14 protein-coding genes are annotated in these 16,228 nt (G+C 56.8%); 9 read left to right on the top strand and 5 right to left on the bottom strand.

The annotated features are described in order from the left end of the window. The first annotated feature begins 90 nt into the window (after nucleotides 1-90). Nucleotides 91-1,053: an arginase family protein gene (locus tag CU100_RS15835; protein ID WP_106717559.1), complete on the top strand. Its 963-nt coding sequence runs from the start codon at nucleotides 91-93 to the stop codon at nucleotides 1,051-1,053. A gap of 303 nt (nucleotides 1,054-1,356) precedes the next feature. On the opposite strand, the gene ctlX is transcribed toward CU100_RS15835, so the two are convergent. Together ctlX and CU100_RS15845 are read right to left on the bottom strand one after the other, a co-directional pair. Next, nucleotides 1,357-2,289, bottom strand: coding sequence for a citrulline utilization hydrolase CtlX (gene ctlX / locus CU100_RS15840; RefSeq protein ID WP_106717560.1), 933 nt, complete (start codon nucleotides 2,287-2,289; stop codon nucleotides 1,357-1,359). 17 nt (nucleotides 2,290-2,306) lie between these two features. Next, nucleotides 2,307-3,359, bottom strand: a complete 1,053-nt coding sequence (locus CU100_RS15845; RefSeq protein WP_106717561.1) for an ornithine cyclodeaminase — start codon at nucleotides 3,357-3,359, stop codon at nucleotides 2,307-2,309. A 144-nt stretch (nucleotides 3,360-3,503) separates the two neighbouring features. Between CU100_RS15845 and CU100_RS15850 the strand changes: the two genes are divergently transcribed. Continuing rightward, nucleotides 3,504-3,947: an Lrp/AsnC family transcriptional regulator gene (locus CU100_RS15850; protein ID WP_106717562.1), complete on the top strand. Its 444-nt coding sequence runs from the start codon at nucleotides 3,504-3,506 to the stop codon at nucleotides 3,945-3,947. Nucleotides 3,948-4,666: 719 nt separating this feature from the next. Here CU100_RS15850 and CU100_RS15860 read toward each other — a convergent pair. Then, entirely contained in the window at nucleotides 4,667-5,335 is a 669-nt protein-coding gene (locus CU100_RS15860; RefSeq protein ID WP_106717563.1) for a GntR family transcriptional regulator, read from the bottom strand. A gap of 163 nt (nucleotides 5,336-5,498) precedes the next feature. Between CU100_RS15860 and CU100_RS15865 the strand changes: the two genes are divergently transcribed. The 7 genes from CU100_RS15865 to CU100_RS15895 all read left to right on the top strand — a co-directional run bounded on the left by CU100_RS15865 (nucleotide 5,499) and on the right by CU100_RS15895 (nucleotide 12,688). Further along, nucleotides 5,499-6,923: a M20 family metallopeptidase gene (locus tag CU100_RS15865; protein WP_106717564.1), complete on the top strand. Its 1,425-nt coding sequence runs from the start codon at nucleotides 5,499-5,501 to the stop codon at nucleotides 6,921-6,923. After that, a complete protein-coding gene (locus CU100_RS15870) occupies nucleotides 6,916-8,592 on the top strand; it encodes a M28 family peptidase (RefSeq protein ID WP_106717565.1) in 1,677 nt (558 codons plus the stop codon). The genes CU100_RS15865 and CU100_RS15870 overlap by 8 nt, the downstream gene beginning before the upstream one ends. 64 nt (nucleotides 8,593-8,656) lie before the next feature. After that, complete coding sequence (locus CU100_RS15875) at nucleotides 8,657-9,508, top strand: transporter substrate-binding domain-containing protein (RefSeq protein ID WP_106717998.1); 852 nt, start codon at nucleotides 8,657-8,659, stop codon at nucleotides 9,506-9,508. A gap of 70 nt (nucleotides 9,509-9,578) precedes the next feature. Then, the gene (locus CU100_RS15880; RefSeq protein WP_106717566.1) at nucleotides 9,579-10,298 is read left to right on the top strand and encodes an ABC transporter permease; all 720 of its coding nucleotides are present in this window, start codon (nucleotides 9,579-9,581) and stop codon (nucleotides 10,296-10,298) included. Next, complete coding sequence (locus CU100_RS15885) at nucleotides 10,298-11,017, top strand: ABC transporter permease (RefSeq protein ID WP_106717567.1); 720 nt, start codon at nucleotides 10,298-10,300, stop codon at nucleotides 11,015-11,017. The genes CU100_RS15880 and CU100_RS15885 overlap by 1 nt, the downstream gene beginning before the upstream one ends. Continuing rightward, complete coding sequence (locus CU100_RS15890) at nucleotides 11,014-11,796, top strand: ABC transporter ATP-binding protein (protein ID WP_106717568.1); 783 nt, start codon at nucleotides 11,014-11,016, stop codon at nucleotides 11,794-11,796. The genes CU100_RS15885 and CU100_RS15890 overlap by 4 nt, the downstream gene beginning before the upstream one ends. A 37-nt stretch (nucleotides 11,797-11,833) precedes the next feature. After that, nucleotides 11,834-12,688: a transporter substrate-binding domain-containing protein gene (locus CU100_RS15895; protein ID WP_106717999.1), complete on the top strand. Its 855-nt coding sequence runs from the start codon at nucleotides 11,834-11,836 to the stop codon at nucleotides 12,686-12,688. 224 nt (nucleotides 12,689-12,912) lie between these two features. Here CU100_RS15895 and CU100_RS15900 read toward each other — a convergent pair whose 3' ends face one another. Beyond that, nucleotides 12,913-13,257, bottom strand: coding sequence for a hypothetical protein (locus CU100_RS15900; RefSeq protein ID WP_106717569.1), 345 nt, complete (start codon nucleotides 13,255-13,257; stop codon nucleotides 12,913-12,915). 747 nt (nucleotides 13,258-14,004) lie between these two features. Then, nucleotides 14,005-15,786, bottom strand: a complete 1,782-nt coding sequence (locus CU100_RS15910) for an adenylate/guanylate cyclase domain-containing protein (RefSeq protein ID WP_106717571.1) — start codon at nucleotides 15,784-15,786, stop codon at nucleotides 14,005-14,007. Between the last annotated feature and the right edge of the window lie 442 nt (nucleotides 15,787-16,228).

The raw sequence follows: 16,228 nt of genomic DNA on the forward strand, positions 1-16,228 counted from the left end.
GATGTCGCGCGTCGCCAGAATACGCCCCGACCCTGCGCCTATCGCGTCCCCATTAAAGACTTGTCCACCCAAGACAACAGAGGAAATCCTATGAATCAGAAAGCAGATCTCGGTGCCCTTTTCGGAGCGGCATCGGAAACGACGACCTTTCTCGGCCTTGAGGCTTGCAGTGATCTTGATACATTGGTCGCACCAATCGCCTTGATCGGGGCGCCTTGCGGTACTTCCTATCGTTCAGTGGGAGCTTATTGCCGCAACGGGCCTGACGCATTGCGGCAGGCAACCGGTTCTCTTACCGCCAACATCGATCGACATGATTTTGACAATGGCGGCGCTGTTTTTCCACAAACGCGTCTGCGGGCTGTCGACTGCGGAAACCTTCCCTATGACGAGAAGGATGGTGCCGGAAATCGTGCGTTGATCCGCAATGCGGTGCTCAAAGTCCTGCAGCGTGGCGCAGTGCCAATTCTGCTTGGCGGCGACGATTCCGTCCCCATTCCCATGGTGGAAGCGATCGGTGCGGCTGCTGATGGGAGAAAATATACCATTTTGCAGATCGACGCCCATATCGACTGGCGCGAAATCCACATGGGCGAGCGCATGGGCCTGTCTTCGACGATGCGTCGCGCGTCGGAAATGCCGCACATCGAGCGCATCATCCAGGTAGGTGCACGGGGAATTGGATCGGCGGCAACGCAGGATTATGAAGACGCAGTCGCATGGGGCGTTAACTTCGTTTCGGCATGCGATCTACACAGGCTTGGTGTCGAAGCAGCGCTTGGACTGATCCCGGAGGGCAGTGACATCATCATATGCATCGATGCCGATGCACTGGATCCTTCGCTCGTTCCGGGTGTTATCGGTCGCGCGCCGGGCGGGCTGAGCTACTATCAGGTTGTGGATCTCATCAAGGGGGCAGCAGGACGGGGCAGGATTGCTGCCATGGACTTCGTCGAGTTCATGCCGGAGCGCGATGTTGATGGGATTGGCGCGCTCACTTTCGCGCGGGTGATTACCACCGCGCTCGGGATCATTGCCCGTCAAGCCAAATGAAAAGTTAACGGTGATATTCAGAAAGGCTTTTTGAATGTACGCAAGGGCCGTGGGCCATATCGTCGCCGGGCAAGGGCAGAGCGAAGGAGGCCCATTGATCCTGCAAACCAGTGCCAATGAGAAATCGTTGCAGGCAAGTGTGGTGCCGGCAAGGGGATTGTTTGCATGGGCTGTTCGTCTCATTCTGTGGCCGCGTTGATTTCGGATCGGCCGCGCTCTCTCCAGCCTTGATGTCAACGCGCGTTGGAGGGTGGTTCGGTTTGCTGAATTTGCGCCCGCAACGATTTATGACCGCCAAGCCTGCTAATCGCGGGGTGTCAGATGAATTCCCGCAAGCGTGCAGCGGACCGACCCGCCGGCACGTTCTATCGTTGGGATATCCAGCGGGACAGGGCGGGCGCTTTCTTCGATCACGGCAACCTGATGGGGCTCCAGCGTAGCCAAAGCCGTGGTCGATAATGCAAGGACACGTCCGTCCTTGCCTTGGAGTTCTATCGCGTTGCCGGCAAACCGGGCAATCTGCTCGTTGCTCAGTGCGATAACCTGACGGCCAGATCGTTCTAATCTGGCAATGATTTCCTGCCGCCGCCCCGTGTCGGTCAGCATATCAAGACCCATCATGACAAATTCCGTTGCGACGCACATGAGGACATTGGTATGGTAGACCGCCCTGCCACGGCTATCGTGAGCGTCGAATGCCATGGGCTCGAAATTGAACTGGGTGCAGAAGCGTTCGAGCGCGATCGGATCTGTCCGGTCTGAACGGACTGCATAGGCAACGCGGTCGATGTGATCGAGAACCATCGCTCCCGTTCCTTCAAGAAAAAGGCCGTCATATTCGAGACCCGAATAGTCTATGATTTCCTGCACCCGGTATTGCTGCTTCAATAACTCAATCACGTCGCTACGCCGTTCGCGGCGGCGACTGATAACTTTCATCGGGTAAACGGCGATCTGACCGCCGGCATGGGTCGAGAACCAGTTGTTTGGAAAGACCGAATCCGGTGTTTGCATTCCCAAGTCCTCGAAAAGATGGATTTTTATACCATTGCTTTGCAGAACCTCGGTCGCGCGGGTTATCTCGCTATAGGCAAGCGGCGCGAGGTCTTTGTGGCTCTCATCACTTGCCTGAAAATGATTGTCGGCCGCTGTATCGGTGTTAACATTGAAATGGTGGGGTCGCACCATGACGGCGGCAGACGGTGCTTGGATTGAAAAGGAGGAATGTCGGGGCATAATTTGTGCTCCAGGAATTATTGGCGGCAGCGTTGCAACATGCCGAAGAGGTCGCGTGGGTCATCCGGGTCTGCGATGATATCGAGGTTCTGGCACAAATCAGTGCCCGCAAGCCGGGCGCGGACGAAACGGAGCGCCGAGAAATCCTCAATAGCGAAGCCTACGCTGTCGAACAGCGTGATCTGTTGCGGGTTGCATCGTCCTGCCGCTTCACCCGAGACAACGCGCCAAAGTTCGGTCACCGGAAAATCTGCTGGCATTTGCTGAATCTCACCTTCGATGCGGGTCTGCGGCGCAAATTCGACGAAAGTATCGGATCGAAGCAGGATGTCACGGTGGAGTTCCGTTTTGCCGGGGCAATCGCCACCAATCGCATTGATGTGAATGCCCGCCCCAATCATATTGTCGGTCAAGATGGTGGCGAACTGCTTGTCAGCGGTGCAGGTGGTGATAATCTCGGCCCTCTCGATCGCCGCTTGCGGCGAGCAACAGCCAATAACTTCAAGTCCAGATCCGGCCAGATTGCGCCGGGTTTTCTCGGTGGCGCGGGGATCAATATCATAGAGCTTGATCGTTTCGATGCCGCAGACGGCCTTCATCGCGAGCGCCTGGAATTCGGCTTGGGCGCCATTGCCTATTATCGCCATTGTGCGAGCGCCAGAAGGAGCCAGATTTCTGGCAGCCATCGCAGATGTGGCCGCCGTGCGCAGTGCCGTGAGCATTGTCATTTCCGATATAAGCACAGGGTAACCGGTGGATACTTCGGCAAGCAACCCGAAAGCGGTAACGGTCTGCAGTCCTTCGATGGTGTTCCTCGGGTGTCCATTCACATATTTGAAGCTATAGACAGCCCCATCTGATGTTGGCATGAGTTCGATCACGCCCTGACGGGAATGACTGGCGATACGAGGTGTCTTGTCAAAACTCTCCCATCGCCGGAAGTCGTCCTCGATGACGTCGGTCAGTTCGCAAAGGAACTTTTCGATGCCAACGTGATGGATGAGGTGCATCATGTTTTCGACGCTGACGAAAGGAACCATTGCCTTATCGGACGGAGGGGAAAAGCTCATCATGATTCTCCTGTGCGCTGTAACGTTCGGTTGACAGGAAGCCTACAAAATCAGATATGCTGTCCGAAATCGCAATCTTGTGTAATTATAGGCAATAAATTGCCTGATGTGGCAGCTGACTTGTACTAATTGTAAAGGAACGTGATGCGGGCTGACGTTGCCAAATACACGCCTGATCAGCTGGACCGGATGATTATCGCACATTTGCGGGTTGACGGTCGCGCTTCGCTTTCGACGCTTGCCCAAGCCATGGGCGTGGCACGCGGTACAGTGCAAAACAGGTTGGATCGACTTACTGCCACAGGCACTCTGATGGGTTTTACAGTGCGTGTTCGGGAAGATTATGATGACAATGCGGTCCACGCGGTCATGATGATTGAGGTTGTCGGCAAATCGACGACGCAGGTGATACGCAAATTGCGCGGCCTACCCGAGGTTCACACTTTGCACACGACGAATGGCAATTGGGACCTCGTGGCCAATATTCGCGCAGCAAACCTCAATGGGTTCGACCGTGTCCTACGAGAGGTCCGGATGATCGACGGTGTCTCGAACAGCGAAACGAGCTTGCTGCTTAGTAGTGTGTAACCTCCAAGGCTTCCTGCCCATTCGTGTGTGTGCTCTGGAACGGCGGCGGCCGCATCTGCCGTGGAGCGGTCCTTCATGATGGGGCGGCGTCGCAGGTGGAAACGCTATCAACCGATCCCATTGGAGCGAGGATATGTCTTGCGGAACGCTTACCGTTCCCTCTTGCGAGGTCGCCGCTGCAAGGTCTGGCCGACGCTATACAAGCTCGCAATCCCGCGCTGTTGATCGCATCGTCGTGAAAGTCCCAGAACTCACGTGCAAACCGGCCCATGAGGCCCGAGCGGGCTGGTTCGCTGAGCGGATGGCTAGGAAACTGGCGTCAACGGGAACGCCGAAGGGCCGGACAACGACGCCTCTTTCGACAAATTCACAAGCGGATGCGGCATTGATGATGGCAATGCCCGCACCCTCGCTAACGAGGGTGAAAGCCGTATGCGACAGACGGGTTTCCAGCCTCGAAAGACGGGGCACTCCAGCCAGCGTCACCTCCACGCGCATCGCAAAGATGGTGCCCGCTCAAGGCTGATCATTCGCTGTGTTTCAAGGTCGAGGGGGTTAACGACCGCTCTGTCCCGAAGAGGATGGTCTTTGGGCATTGCCACGACGGCCATGAGGGGACTTGTCTCAAGGATGAAGCCGAAACGGTCCCACCGGCCATCCGCATAACCGATGTCGTTTTGGCCGGAGGCTACGCCTCATTTCGTAGGTCGAGGTTAGGTTTAGCCGTTATGAGAGATGCCGTCTCCACTGAGATCCGCAGACTGCTTGATGTGCTTGACCGTAACGCGCTTCAGTTCTTCGGTATCCTTCGCAACCAGAGCATCGATCATCTGGTGGTGCTCCCGCGAAGATTGTTCAATCCGGGCCCGTGTTTTCCATTGTGACACCGGCGCCGAGGACGTCCTCTGGCGGATTTCGGTCACAAGGTTCACAAGTTCGCTGTTGCCACAAAGCGCAAGCAGTTCGCGGTGAAAGGCGAGATTGGCTTCGTAGAGCTCAATCATGGTTCCGTTCATGATGAGATCGTCAAAACGGCATGCGAGGTCCCTGAGCTTTTTCGTCGTCAGTTCCGAGGCCCTGGCAACGATCTTGTCCGCGACCGCAGTCTCAAGGATAACACGAACATCGCTCACTTCTGTCGCCTGACGGCCATCGGGCTCATAAACGTGATAACCGCGATTGGGGACATGTTCGACAAGACGTCTTTGAACAAGTCGGTCAAGCGCACGCCGCACTTCCGGCCGGGTGCTTTGGTACCGTTGTTCGAGATCGATCTGTTTCAACCACACGCCCGGCGCGAGCACGCCCGCGAGGATATCGTGCAGGATCAAATCGGTGACATCGACGGTTTTGAGCTGTGACCTTGTTTTCGCTTTTGCTTCACTCATCCCTCTCTCCCGTGTCCCAGCCAAATGCGCGGGGCTCTGAGGCATTCATCCTCACGAGATGTACGCCAGACAAATAGTTTTACCCAGAGGTTGCGTAAAAATTATTTGCGTCTAAATTGGTGCCAATTTTGGTTACTATCACAAAACAACCAGTCGGGAAAAGATGAGAAATTCGGAAGAGGTCTGGCAAATCGTCGAGTCCAAGCGTGATGCATTCTTTGAATTGAGCGATCGCGTATGGGAGATGCCTGAGACGAACTACGAAGAATACCGCTCGTCGGACGCGCATGCCCATCTGCTTGTGAAAGAAGGGTTTCGCATCACCCGCGCCATCGCCAATTTGCCAACGGCGGTGGTGGGCGAAGCAGGAGAGGGCGGACCAATCATCGCCATTCTCGGCGAATTCGACGCGCTCCCGGGCCTTAGCCAGGTAGCTGGACTGGCCGAAGAGCGGCCGATTGTCGAAGGCGGCAACGGGCATGGCTGTGGCCACAACCTTCTCGGGTCAGGGTCGATGCTGGCAGCAACTGCGGTCAAGGATTACCTGGCGAAAAACGGACTGAAGGGTCGCGTCCGCTACTATGGCTGTCCCGCTGAAGAAGGCGGCTCATCGAAGGGCTTCATGGTGCGTGCCGGCCTATTCGACGACGTCGACATTGCCATTTCCTGGCATCCGGCAGCCTTTGCCGGCGTGAACAATCCAATCTCGCTTGCCTGCAACGAAATCAATTTCCATTTCAGCGGCCGCGCGTCGCACGCCTCGGCAACGCCGCATCTGGGACGCAGCGCCCTGGACGCTGTCGAACTGATGAATGTCGGCGTGAACTACATGCGCGAACATATGCCATCGAGCGCGCGTATCCACTATGCCGTTACCGACACAGGCGGCTCTGCCCCGAATGTGGTTCAGGCCCGGGCCACCGTACGCTACCTGGTACGGGCGCGTGACCTGCCGGAGCTCAATAGCCTTGTCGCGCGGGTCAAGAAGGTCGCAGACGGTGCGGCATTAATGACCGAGACCACCGTCCGCAGCCGCATTATCAGTGGCGATGCCAATCTTGTTGGCAACACGCCGCTCGAAACCTTGATGCATGCGCAACTGGAGCGTCTTGGCCCGCCTAATTTCGACGAGGCCGACCATGAGACGGCGCGGAAATTTCAGGAAACGTTCTCGCAAGAGGATATTCTATCCTCCTACAAGCGCTTCAATGTGACGCCCAAAAAAGGCCAGGCGTTGTGCGGCAGCATTTTCCCCCCCCAAAGTGGTGACGGATCGATCGTCGGCTCGACGGATGTTGGGACGGTGAGCTGGGTTGTCCCGACAGTACAGATGCGCGGGGCGACCTATGCCATCGGCACGCCGGGACATTCATGGCAGCTGGTCGCTCAAGGCAAGCTGCCTGCGGCGCACAAGGGCATGGAACATGCTGCCAAAGTGATGGCGGCGACCGCCATCGACCTATTTGCCAATCCCGATCTCGTTGAGGCCGCCAAGGCCGATCATCGACAGCGTCTGGACGGAAAACCGTTCATCAACCCCATACCGGATGATGTCGAGCCGCCATTGCCGGAGAACACGGATGTCTGAGACAGGTTTTGAACCGGACAAAGATCAGCTGATGGAACACATTCGCGAGTTTTCGCGCAGGGTGAAACTGTCCGGTACGGCCGAAGAACTTGAAAGTTTCCGCTATCTGCAAGCGCAGATGGAAAGCTATGGTTACGATGTCCGGCTCATCCAGCACGATGCTTATATCAGTCTACCAGGCAAGGCGCGCGTCATTGTGGATAGCCGCATGCTGCGCTGCATTACCCATTCGATGTCCGTATCCACATCAGGCGTTTCGGCTGAAATCGTTTACGTCGGCGAAGGCACAGCGGCCGAGTTCAGCACAACGGACGTTGCCGGGAAAATCGTCCTCGTCGATGGTATAGCGAGCGAAGAGGTCGCTGCGCTTGCCAGCGTTGCCGGGGCGATCGGTCAGCTTCATATCAGTCCCAACGAGCATCTCTATGAAATGTGCGTGTCGCCTGTGTGGGGCAGCCCTTCACAGCATACACGTTCAATACTGCCGTCCACGGTCATCTGTTCCGTGCCAAATGATGAAGGGGCGAAGCTGCGGACACGCTGCGAGCAAGGGGAGGCAGTCACTATTTCCATGCAGGCCGAGGTCGATACCGGTTGGCGCAAAACGCCTCTGCTGATTGCTGAGCTGGGGTCGTTGGTCGGCAATCAAGACGAACCTTTCGTGTTGTTCTCGGGCCATCACGACACATGGCACTACGGCGTCATGGATAATGGCGGCGCCAATGCGACAATGCTGGAGGCTGGGCGCCTGCTTGCCGCCCATCGCTGCGAATGGCGAAGGGGGCTGCGCATCTGCTTCTGGTCGGGTCACTCACACGGGCGCTATTCGGGCTCGGCATGGTATGCGGACGAATATTGGACCGAGTTGGAGCAGCGCTGCATCGCCCACGTCAACGTGGATTCGACCGGCGGCAAGGGGGCAAGTGTGCTCACCAATTCAGGAGTGGTCGACGAGTTGAAGGCAGTGGCGTTTGAGGCGGTCGAAGTCATCAGCGGCCAGAAACATGCCGGGCGGCGCCATGGTCGCGCCGCCGACCAGTCGTTCTGGGGCATCGGCATTCCTTCGATGTTCGGAAGTCTCAGCCATCAGCCTGCGGGACCTGTCAAAATGCTGACGGCGCTCGGCTGGTGGTGGCATACCCCGCATGATACGATCGAGCACATCGATCCGCAAAACCTTGTACGCGATACGCGGATCGTTCTTGGCGCTCTGCGAGCGCTGCTGATGTCCCGTATCCTGCCTTATGATTATACGGCCTATGCCGGTTCCCTGGCGGATGAAATCGCGCACCTCAAGCGGCAACTCGGCGACAGGCTGGATATCAGCGCCCTTGAATCGGGTGTGTCGTTTCTGCGGGACAATGCGGCAAACCTGGTTGCCCGGTCGAAATCCGCTAGCGATGAAGAGACCCCACGTATCAATGCTGCGCTCATGCGCGCATCGCGCCGGCTTGTCCCGCTCAACTATACGACCGGCGAGCGCTTCCACCACGATTCAGCCCTGCCGCATCCGGTCTGGCCATCATTGGAGGGGATCAGACAACTGGCGCGGCAACCGGAAGGTTCGGCCGACCTACCGTTTTATGCGGTGCACGCGCGTCAAACGCGAAATCGCATTTGCCATGCCTTGCGTGAAGCCAATGCGGAACTGGAGGCGGTGCTGACCTGAACGCGGTCCGGCAACAGTTCGCGGATAATGAGGCCTTGCGGCCTCCAAACAAAGGGGAATGAACATGAAGAAAAAATTGCTGCTGGCTATCATAGCAACCACTTTGGCATTCACGGGTACGGCGGCAAACGCCAAGGACTGGACCCGTGTCAAAGTCGGAATCGAAGGTGCCTTTCCGCCCTGGAACATGATTGACTCTGCCGGCAAATTGTCGGGCTTCGATGTCGACCTGATCCAGGATCTGTGCACGCGCGCCAAGGTCGAATGCGAACTCATCACGGGCGAATGGACGAGCCTTATCCCCAGTCTGAACGCCGGCAAGTTCGACCTCGTCATGACGCTCGGCATCAATGAAAAGCGCAAGCAGGTCGTCGACTTCACGGTGCCCTATGCGAGTGGCGTTGCCAGCTTTCTGACGGTGAAGGACGGAACGGTAGCCGCTCTTCCCATGACAGGCGAGCGCCTCAACCTGAATGACCATGCCAAGGCCGACCCCGTGATGACCGAGATCGGCAAGGAGCTCAAGGGCAAGTCTGTCGGCGTTGTCGGCTCGACAAGCCAGGAACAGCTTATCCAATCCTATTTTGGCAATACCGTTACGGTCCGCACCTATAAGAGTTCGCCCGAACGCGATCTCGACCTGAAGGCAGGCCGTATTGATGCGGGTTTCGACAGTGGCGTCTACGCAACCTCGATGTTGGCCAAGCCAGGCAATGAGGACCTGCAGATGTCCGGCCCCCTTGTCAAAGGCGCCATGCTTGCAACGGAAGTAGCGCTTGGCACGCGCAAGGGCGAGACCGACCTTCGCGAAAAGTTCGATGCTGCGATCAAAGCTGCGGCCGAGGCAGGCGTCATCAAGACGCTTTCGGAAAAGTGGAGCAAGCTCGATCTCACGCCAACATTCAGCGGAAACTGAACGCGCAGTTTCATGAGTAGGGCACAGCTATGCCGTTCAATCATCTCCATGAAGTCGGATCGCACGCGTCATGAACCAGCCAGACTTCCTTGACGTCGTCAGCTTTGCACCGGGTGGGTGGGGCGGTGCCCTTCTGGCTGGAGCCTGGATGACGATACTCATCGCCATATCGGGATTTCTGATCGGTTCGATCATCGGCACATTCGGTGCTTGGGCAAAGGTCTCCGGCGGCAGGACCATACGGGCCATCGCTGATGGATATACGACTGTGCTGCGCGGTATTCCCGACCTTCTCGTCATCTATCTGTTCTATTTCGGCGGCAGTGCAGCGGTAACAGCGATCGGGCGTTTTTTCGGTTCGGAGGGGTTTATCGGCTTTCCGGGTTTTTTGGCCGGTGCATTGGCGGTGGGTATTACGTCGGGCGCGCAGCAGACAGAGGTGTTTCGCGGGGCATTCAAGGCCGTGCACCGGGGTGAAATAGAAGCGGCTGTCGCTTGCGGCATGTCGCGCGCTGTGCGGTTCCGCCGGATCATCGCACCATTGACGCTGCGTCATGCGTTGCCCGGTATGGGCAATGTCTGGCAGGTCGTGTTGAAGGAATCGGCTCTCGTTTCGATTACGGGCGTCGCGGAATTGCTGCGTCAGGCCCAGGTGGGCGCCGGATCAACCGGAATGCCTTTCAACTTCTATGTCGTGGCCGGTGCGATTTACCTGATGATCTCGACCTTCTCAGGTGCGCTGCTGCAATGGTCCGAGCGCTACTTTTCACGCGGCGTCAGGAGGAACTGATGGATTGGACATTCACGTTTGAAACGTTCATCAGCCTCGTTGCGGCCATTCCATTGACGCTGCAACTTGCTGCCGCGTCGATCCTGCTCGGCGCTTTTCTCGCCCTCGGTCTGGCGTTGTTCAGGCTTTCCGGAGTTCGCATTCTGGACTGGTTTGCCAGGTTTTACGTATTCGTGTTTCGCGGCACGCCGCTCCTGGTGCAAATATTTCTCATCTACTACGGGCTCAGCCAGTTTCCGGCGGTGCGCCATACGATTTTGTGGCCGATATTGCGCGAGCCCTACTGGTGCGCCGTCATTGCACTGACGCTCAATACTGCCGCCTATGCCAGCGAAATCATCCGCGGCGGTCTGTTGTCGGTTCCGCACGGCCAAATAGAAGCCGCCCGTGCCTGCGGCATGCCGCGCCTTATGGTTTTCCGGCGGATCGTCCTGCCTCTTGCGATTCGGCAGGCATTGCCGGGATATGGCAACGAGATGATTTCCATGGTCAAGGCGACATCGCTTGCCTCGATCATCACGCTGATGGAAGTCACCGGGGTTGCCGCGAAAATCATCTCGGAAACCTACCGCGCCATCGAGGTCTTCATCGTCGCTGGCGTGATTTACCTGACCATCAATTTCCTGCTCACGCGGCTGGTGCATGTCGTCGAATACATGCTGAGCCCGCATCTTCGCGCGCCGCGGCTGCAGACCCCCGTTCAAGGAGAGAGCAAATGAACGCTCAGGTGCCTGCAATCACGCCATTGGCGCTCGACGTCAAGGATCTGCACAAGAGTTTCGGTAATGTCGAGGTGCTGAAAGGGATTTCGCTCGGCGCACGCGAAGGCGAGGTCGTTTCGATCCTCGGGTCTTCAGGTTCCGGCAAGTCGACCCTGCTGCGCTGCATCAATCTTCTTGAAGTGCCCGATTGCGGCGACGTAACGGTCGGCGACGAGACGATCCGCATGCAGCGCACGCGCGATGGCAAGAGCCGGGCGGCGGACCAGGCACAGGTCGAACGTATTCGCTCACGGCTCGGCATGGTGTTCCAAAGCTTCAACCTGTGGTCGCACAAGACCATCCTCGAAAACGTCATCGAAGCGCCGGTCCACGTGCAAAAGCGCCCACGCAAGGAGTGCGTGGAAGAGGCCGAAGCGCTTCTGGCGAAAGTTGGTATCGCTGAAAAACGCGATCATTATCCCTCGCACCTGTCAGGTGGCCAGCAGCAACGCGCCGCCATAGCGCGCGCTCTCGCCATGCGGCCGAAGGTGATGCTGTTCGACGAGCCGACCTCGGCGCTCGATCCGGAGCTTGTCGGCGAGGTGCTGCGCGTCATGCGTGGTCTGGCCGAAGAGGGCCGCACCATGCTGGTGGTCACCCACGAAATGGGCTTTGCCCGCGATGTCTCAAGCCGTGTCGTCTTCCTGCACAAGGGACTCGTTGAGGAGGACGGCCGGCCTGACCATGTTTTCGTCAAGTCTAAATCCGAACGATTTAAACAGTTTATCAAAGGTTGAATTGATCAGCCGCGATCAAAAAGGGGAATTCCTGGAAATGAAATACGTAATCTTTACGCTCAAAGCCCTGCTGTTGGCGGCGTTTGTCTTTTCGGCTACCGCCCATGCGGAAGGCAAGAAATGGACGCAGGTCACCATCGCCACGGAAGGCGCCTTCAAGCCGTATAACTTTACCAGGCCCGACGGAACACTCGACGGTTATGAGATAGAGCTTTCGAAGTATCTTTGCAATTACATGAAAGTTGAGTGCAAGATCGTCGTGCAGGACTTCGACGGGATGATCCCGGCGCTCAATGCCGGCAAGTTCGACGCCATCATGTCGGGCATGTCGGCGACCACGAAGCGTGAGCAGATTATCGACTTCAGCCAGTCCTATGGTTCTACCGGCCAGGCTTTCGCAACGTTGAAATCAAGCCCGCTGGCAAGCATGGAATTCACAGGGGAGGTTTTCTCGCTGGCGTCCAATGAGGCAGGCGCCGTCAACGCTTTGGAGAAGCTGAAGCCACTCTTGCAAGGCAAGACCATCGGCGTGCAGACCGCTTCGACAGGCGCGACCTTCGTCGAAAAATACCTGAAGGATGTTGTCGACGTTCGCGAGTACAAGACCACCGAGCAACATGATCTTGATCTTGCTGCGGGCCGTGTTGATCTCGTTATGGCCTCCATGGCTTATCTGACGACATCGACCGCCAAGCCAGGCAATGAGGAAATGACCGTCGCTGGTCCAAGGTTTCAAGGTGGGTTCCTGGGCAAAGGCAGCTCGGTCGGTATGCGCAAGAACGAACCGAAATTGAAAGCTATGTTTGACAAGGCCATCGATGCAGCCAAGGCCGATGGCACGATCAAAACATTGTCGCAGAAGTGGTTTGGCTTCGACGTTACGCCCCTTTGATGGATTGAACATGCCGGGCACTCAGGCGACCGTACTGATGGCCGGCTGTCCCACGATCGGTGCATCGATCAGCTGGGCAAGATCTCACCGAATGCCGGAATCGTCTTTAGCAGCGTGACGTTGGCTTTGGCCTTGGTCATCGCCCGGATTGTCACTTCGATTGCTTGATCTGCTACCAACCCATGCACCAGAGTTTCGTCAAGGGTCCAGGCAGGAGCAAATCGTCATCTTACCCTTCTGGACCTGCCAAAGATCGCCTGCGTAAGATGGAAGCTTAAGATCCCAATTGCGAGCAGGGAGATGACGGGGCGTTTATAAATTTGCTTTTCACCTTCGTACCGTAGCCGTGTCGGCGCCTGGGCGACAATTATTGCTACTTCTTCAGCGATAAGACTTGCCGACTCGGCAAGGCGGCTAATCTCCGCACGCAGTGCCGCCAGTTGCTCTGACATGGATGGCTCATGCGATTGTTCTGCGTTCACAGCTGCTTTGTTTTGTGCAAGAACCTGATCGACCAGGTAGGTGTCACTTTCGGTTTCGTCTGCATGACGGGGAGGTTCGATTTGCATTGAACGATCCTGCATTGTTCTGGAGGACTGGTAACCTCATCATCGACCGCGCTGAGTAATTCCAACAAGATCTTGTTCAGCCGAGCCGAGGCTAACGGTCTCACAACGCCTTAGTTCCCGTGACCATCGGGCACGCTGCTTTCCACGCTGCCTGCGACAAGCGCTTAAGTTGATTTCTGGCTCGCGCCAGACCGGCATGGTCCAGCTATTGACGATTCGGTTTCAAATGGGCGACCTTCCCAGAAAGCGCGGAAAGCCACGAGCACTTTGACATTCATTTGGCCGAATCGATCTTGAACTGAGGTGAGCCGGAAACTTGCTTTCCCTTCCGATACGCTGTTGATGGTTTTTCGCCTGTAGGAGGTGTCCAATCTCGGGTGATCGGGCTAGTGCTGTGCCGACTACCAGCAACGACTATGAATTTGGCTCGTGTATCGGTTTTGACATTGGAGCACCTCACAGCGCTGTCTCGACAGAAAGAGAGGCTCTGCTCAGCAAGCCAAAAGAAATGTCCAAGGCGGTGAGGCGATAGCCTGCATGAGAAGCATCTACTCGTGAGAGAAAACAAGGCGCTGTTCCTACAGATCATGGCTTTTGCTTCCAATTTCTGTCTACCTGTGTTCCATCGTTTTGACCAAGAGTTTGGGTTGGTTGCCTTCGATGAAACCGCGCTAACCCGCAACAAGGAAAGCTCCTCCGGCGCGCGGCCTGGAAACTACGGGGTCTTTGAACCCTGATGATCACGCGTCAACCTGCCAGTCCCACCTTACGGAGGCCTTCTACGCGGCGCTGAAAGTCATCCGGGTTCTGGAACGGAAGGACGCGGCGGCGGCGTTCAATGGAAAATGTAGGATTGAGCTGAATGGCCTGTTCCCAGGCCTTAAGGCTTTCTCCAGGTCGTCCAAGGTGGCCATAGCAGGAAGCGAGCAGGGCATGGGCGATGTCCGACTGAGGGTTGCGTGCGAGCCGCTCCATGAGTGCGCCAACAGCTTTCTCATAGTCGCCGAGGGAAAAGTGCGCATCGGCGAGAAATTGTAGCAGGACATCCGGGTAGTGCGGGTCCAACTGCATCGAAACAGCAAGCGTCTCGAGCGCAGATGCTGGATCGCTAGAAAATATCTGGATATGGGCAAATAACAAAAGGAGGTCGATTGAGTTGGGGGAAAGCATAAGTCCCCGTTGCGCCTCTGCCCGAGCACGGTCAAGATCCCGGCTCCACATGCAAGCCATACCCAGGGCGAAGTGACCATTGTGTTGTTGCTCGTCCATTTCGACTGCTTGATGTGCGAGTTCCAATCCGGTCCGCAGTGAGTTGTCAGGCTCAGTGCTCCAGGCGTTGATGTAATCAAGCACATGCGTGAAGGCGATGAGGGCGTGGGCCGCCGCATATGCCGGATCGACAGCGATTGCAGCCCCTGCCAAGTTGCGCGCCGCGATGTTTCCGGGTCGGGTGCAAGCCAAGCTCTGCTCGCGGCCGCGCAACAGGAATTCATAGGCCTCGATGTTCGTCGCACGCTCATGGGCCAGGTGGTCTCGTTCGCTAGCCGTGAGCTTGAGCTTGAGGGCAGACACGATTTCCTGAGTGAGTTCATCCTGAACTGCGAAAATATCGGTCAGGTCGCGATCGAAGCGGCTGGCCCAGACATGTCCGCCGCTCATTGAATCGATCAATTGCGCTGTAACCCGAACCCTGTTGCCCGCTTTGCGAACGCTACCTTCAAGCAGGTAGCGGACGCCGAGCATCCTGGCCATATCCGGAACGGAAACCGACGTCTTCTTATATACGAACGATGAGTTGCGGGCGATCACGTGCAATTCCGACAGCTTCGAAAGGTCCGTAATAATGTCTTCGCTTATACCGTCAGAGAAGTATTCCTGCTCTGCGTCGCCGCTCATGTTGTTGAACGCAAGCACGGCGATGGAGGGTTTGTCAGGAATGGACGGTGGCGCTGAAGGTTCTCCTGAAGCCTGGGTCTGTGATGCTGCGGATTTCGGCTGGGCTGGCAGGCCAACTTGGAGCGAATAAACCCTTACCGGGTCGGTGATGTTCTTGAGCTGCATTGCACCGCGGTCGTCGATTACCAGATCAAGCCTGGCCTTGACCTGCCAGTAGGCCTGCTCGGACAGACAGATACATCCGGGCTCGCAAATGCTCTCAAGGCGTGCGGCAATATTGACGCCGTCACCCATCAGGTCCCCGTCACTCTCCTCCACAACGTCACCCAGATGGATACCGATGCGAAATTCAATGCGGCGGTCGGGCGGCAGGCCTGCATTGCGCTCAACCATAGCATTTTGCACTTCGATGGCACAGCGTACGGCATCCACGACACTGCGGAATTCGACCAGGCTCCCATCGCCGGTGCGCTTGACCACGCGGCCATGATGCACGGCGATTGTAGGATCGATCAAATCGCTGCGCAGGGCCCGCAACCTTGCCAGGATGCGATCCTCGTCGGCACCAGCGAGCCGACTGTAGCCGACCACGTCGGAAACCAGGATTGCTGCAATCTTCCGCATCTCGCCCATGTAGCGCCAGTCTCCCTTGGACCACACTACCATAAAGTCGAGGCCAACACTTCCCACGTTCGATTTTTGTGTACGACCGTCGGCCGAGCGCTTTGTACAAAGGTAGGGATAGCCGAGAGAGTTGCTTCGTCAAATCACAAGGTGGAGGATCGACACCAATCAACGTTCAAATGCAAGGTTTCGCAGAAGCTTCGCATTTTCGGCGGAGAAATTGGCGACGCGACGCAACCAGAATCATCGCTATTCAGGTATCGGCCCTGGCTACCACTGGCAAGGCCAGTCTGGAGAACCCTCATTCGCGCCAAGACCGGTCGCAATCCCGCTGGCATCATCCTGTTGTAAGGCAAAAATTTCAGAGTAGTGCCATTTCCAATGTAGCAAATGTCGGGCGACCTCCTTGCTCCATAGCACCCAATGCTGGAAATCCTATTTGATTGCACGT

This window comes from Phyllobacterium endophyticum (assembly GCF_003010935.1).
GTDB lineage: Bacteria > Pseudomonadota > Alphaproteobacteria > Rhizobiales > Rhizobiaceae > Phyllobacterium > Phyllobacterium endophyticum.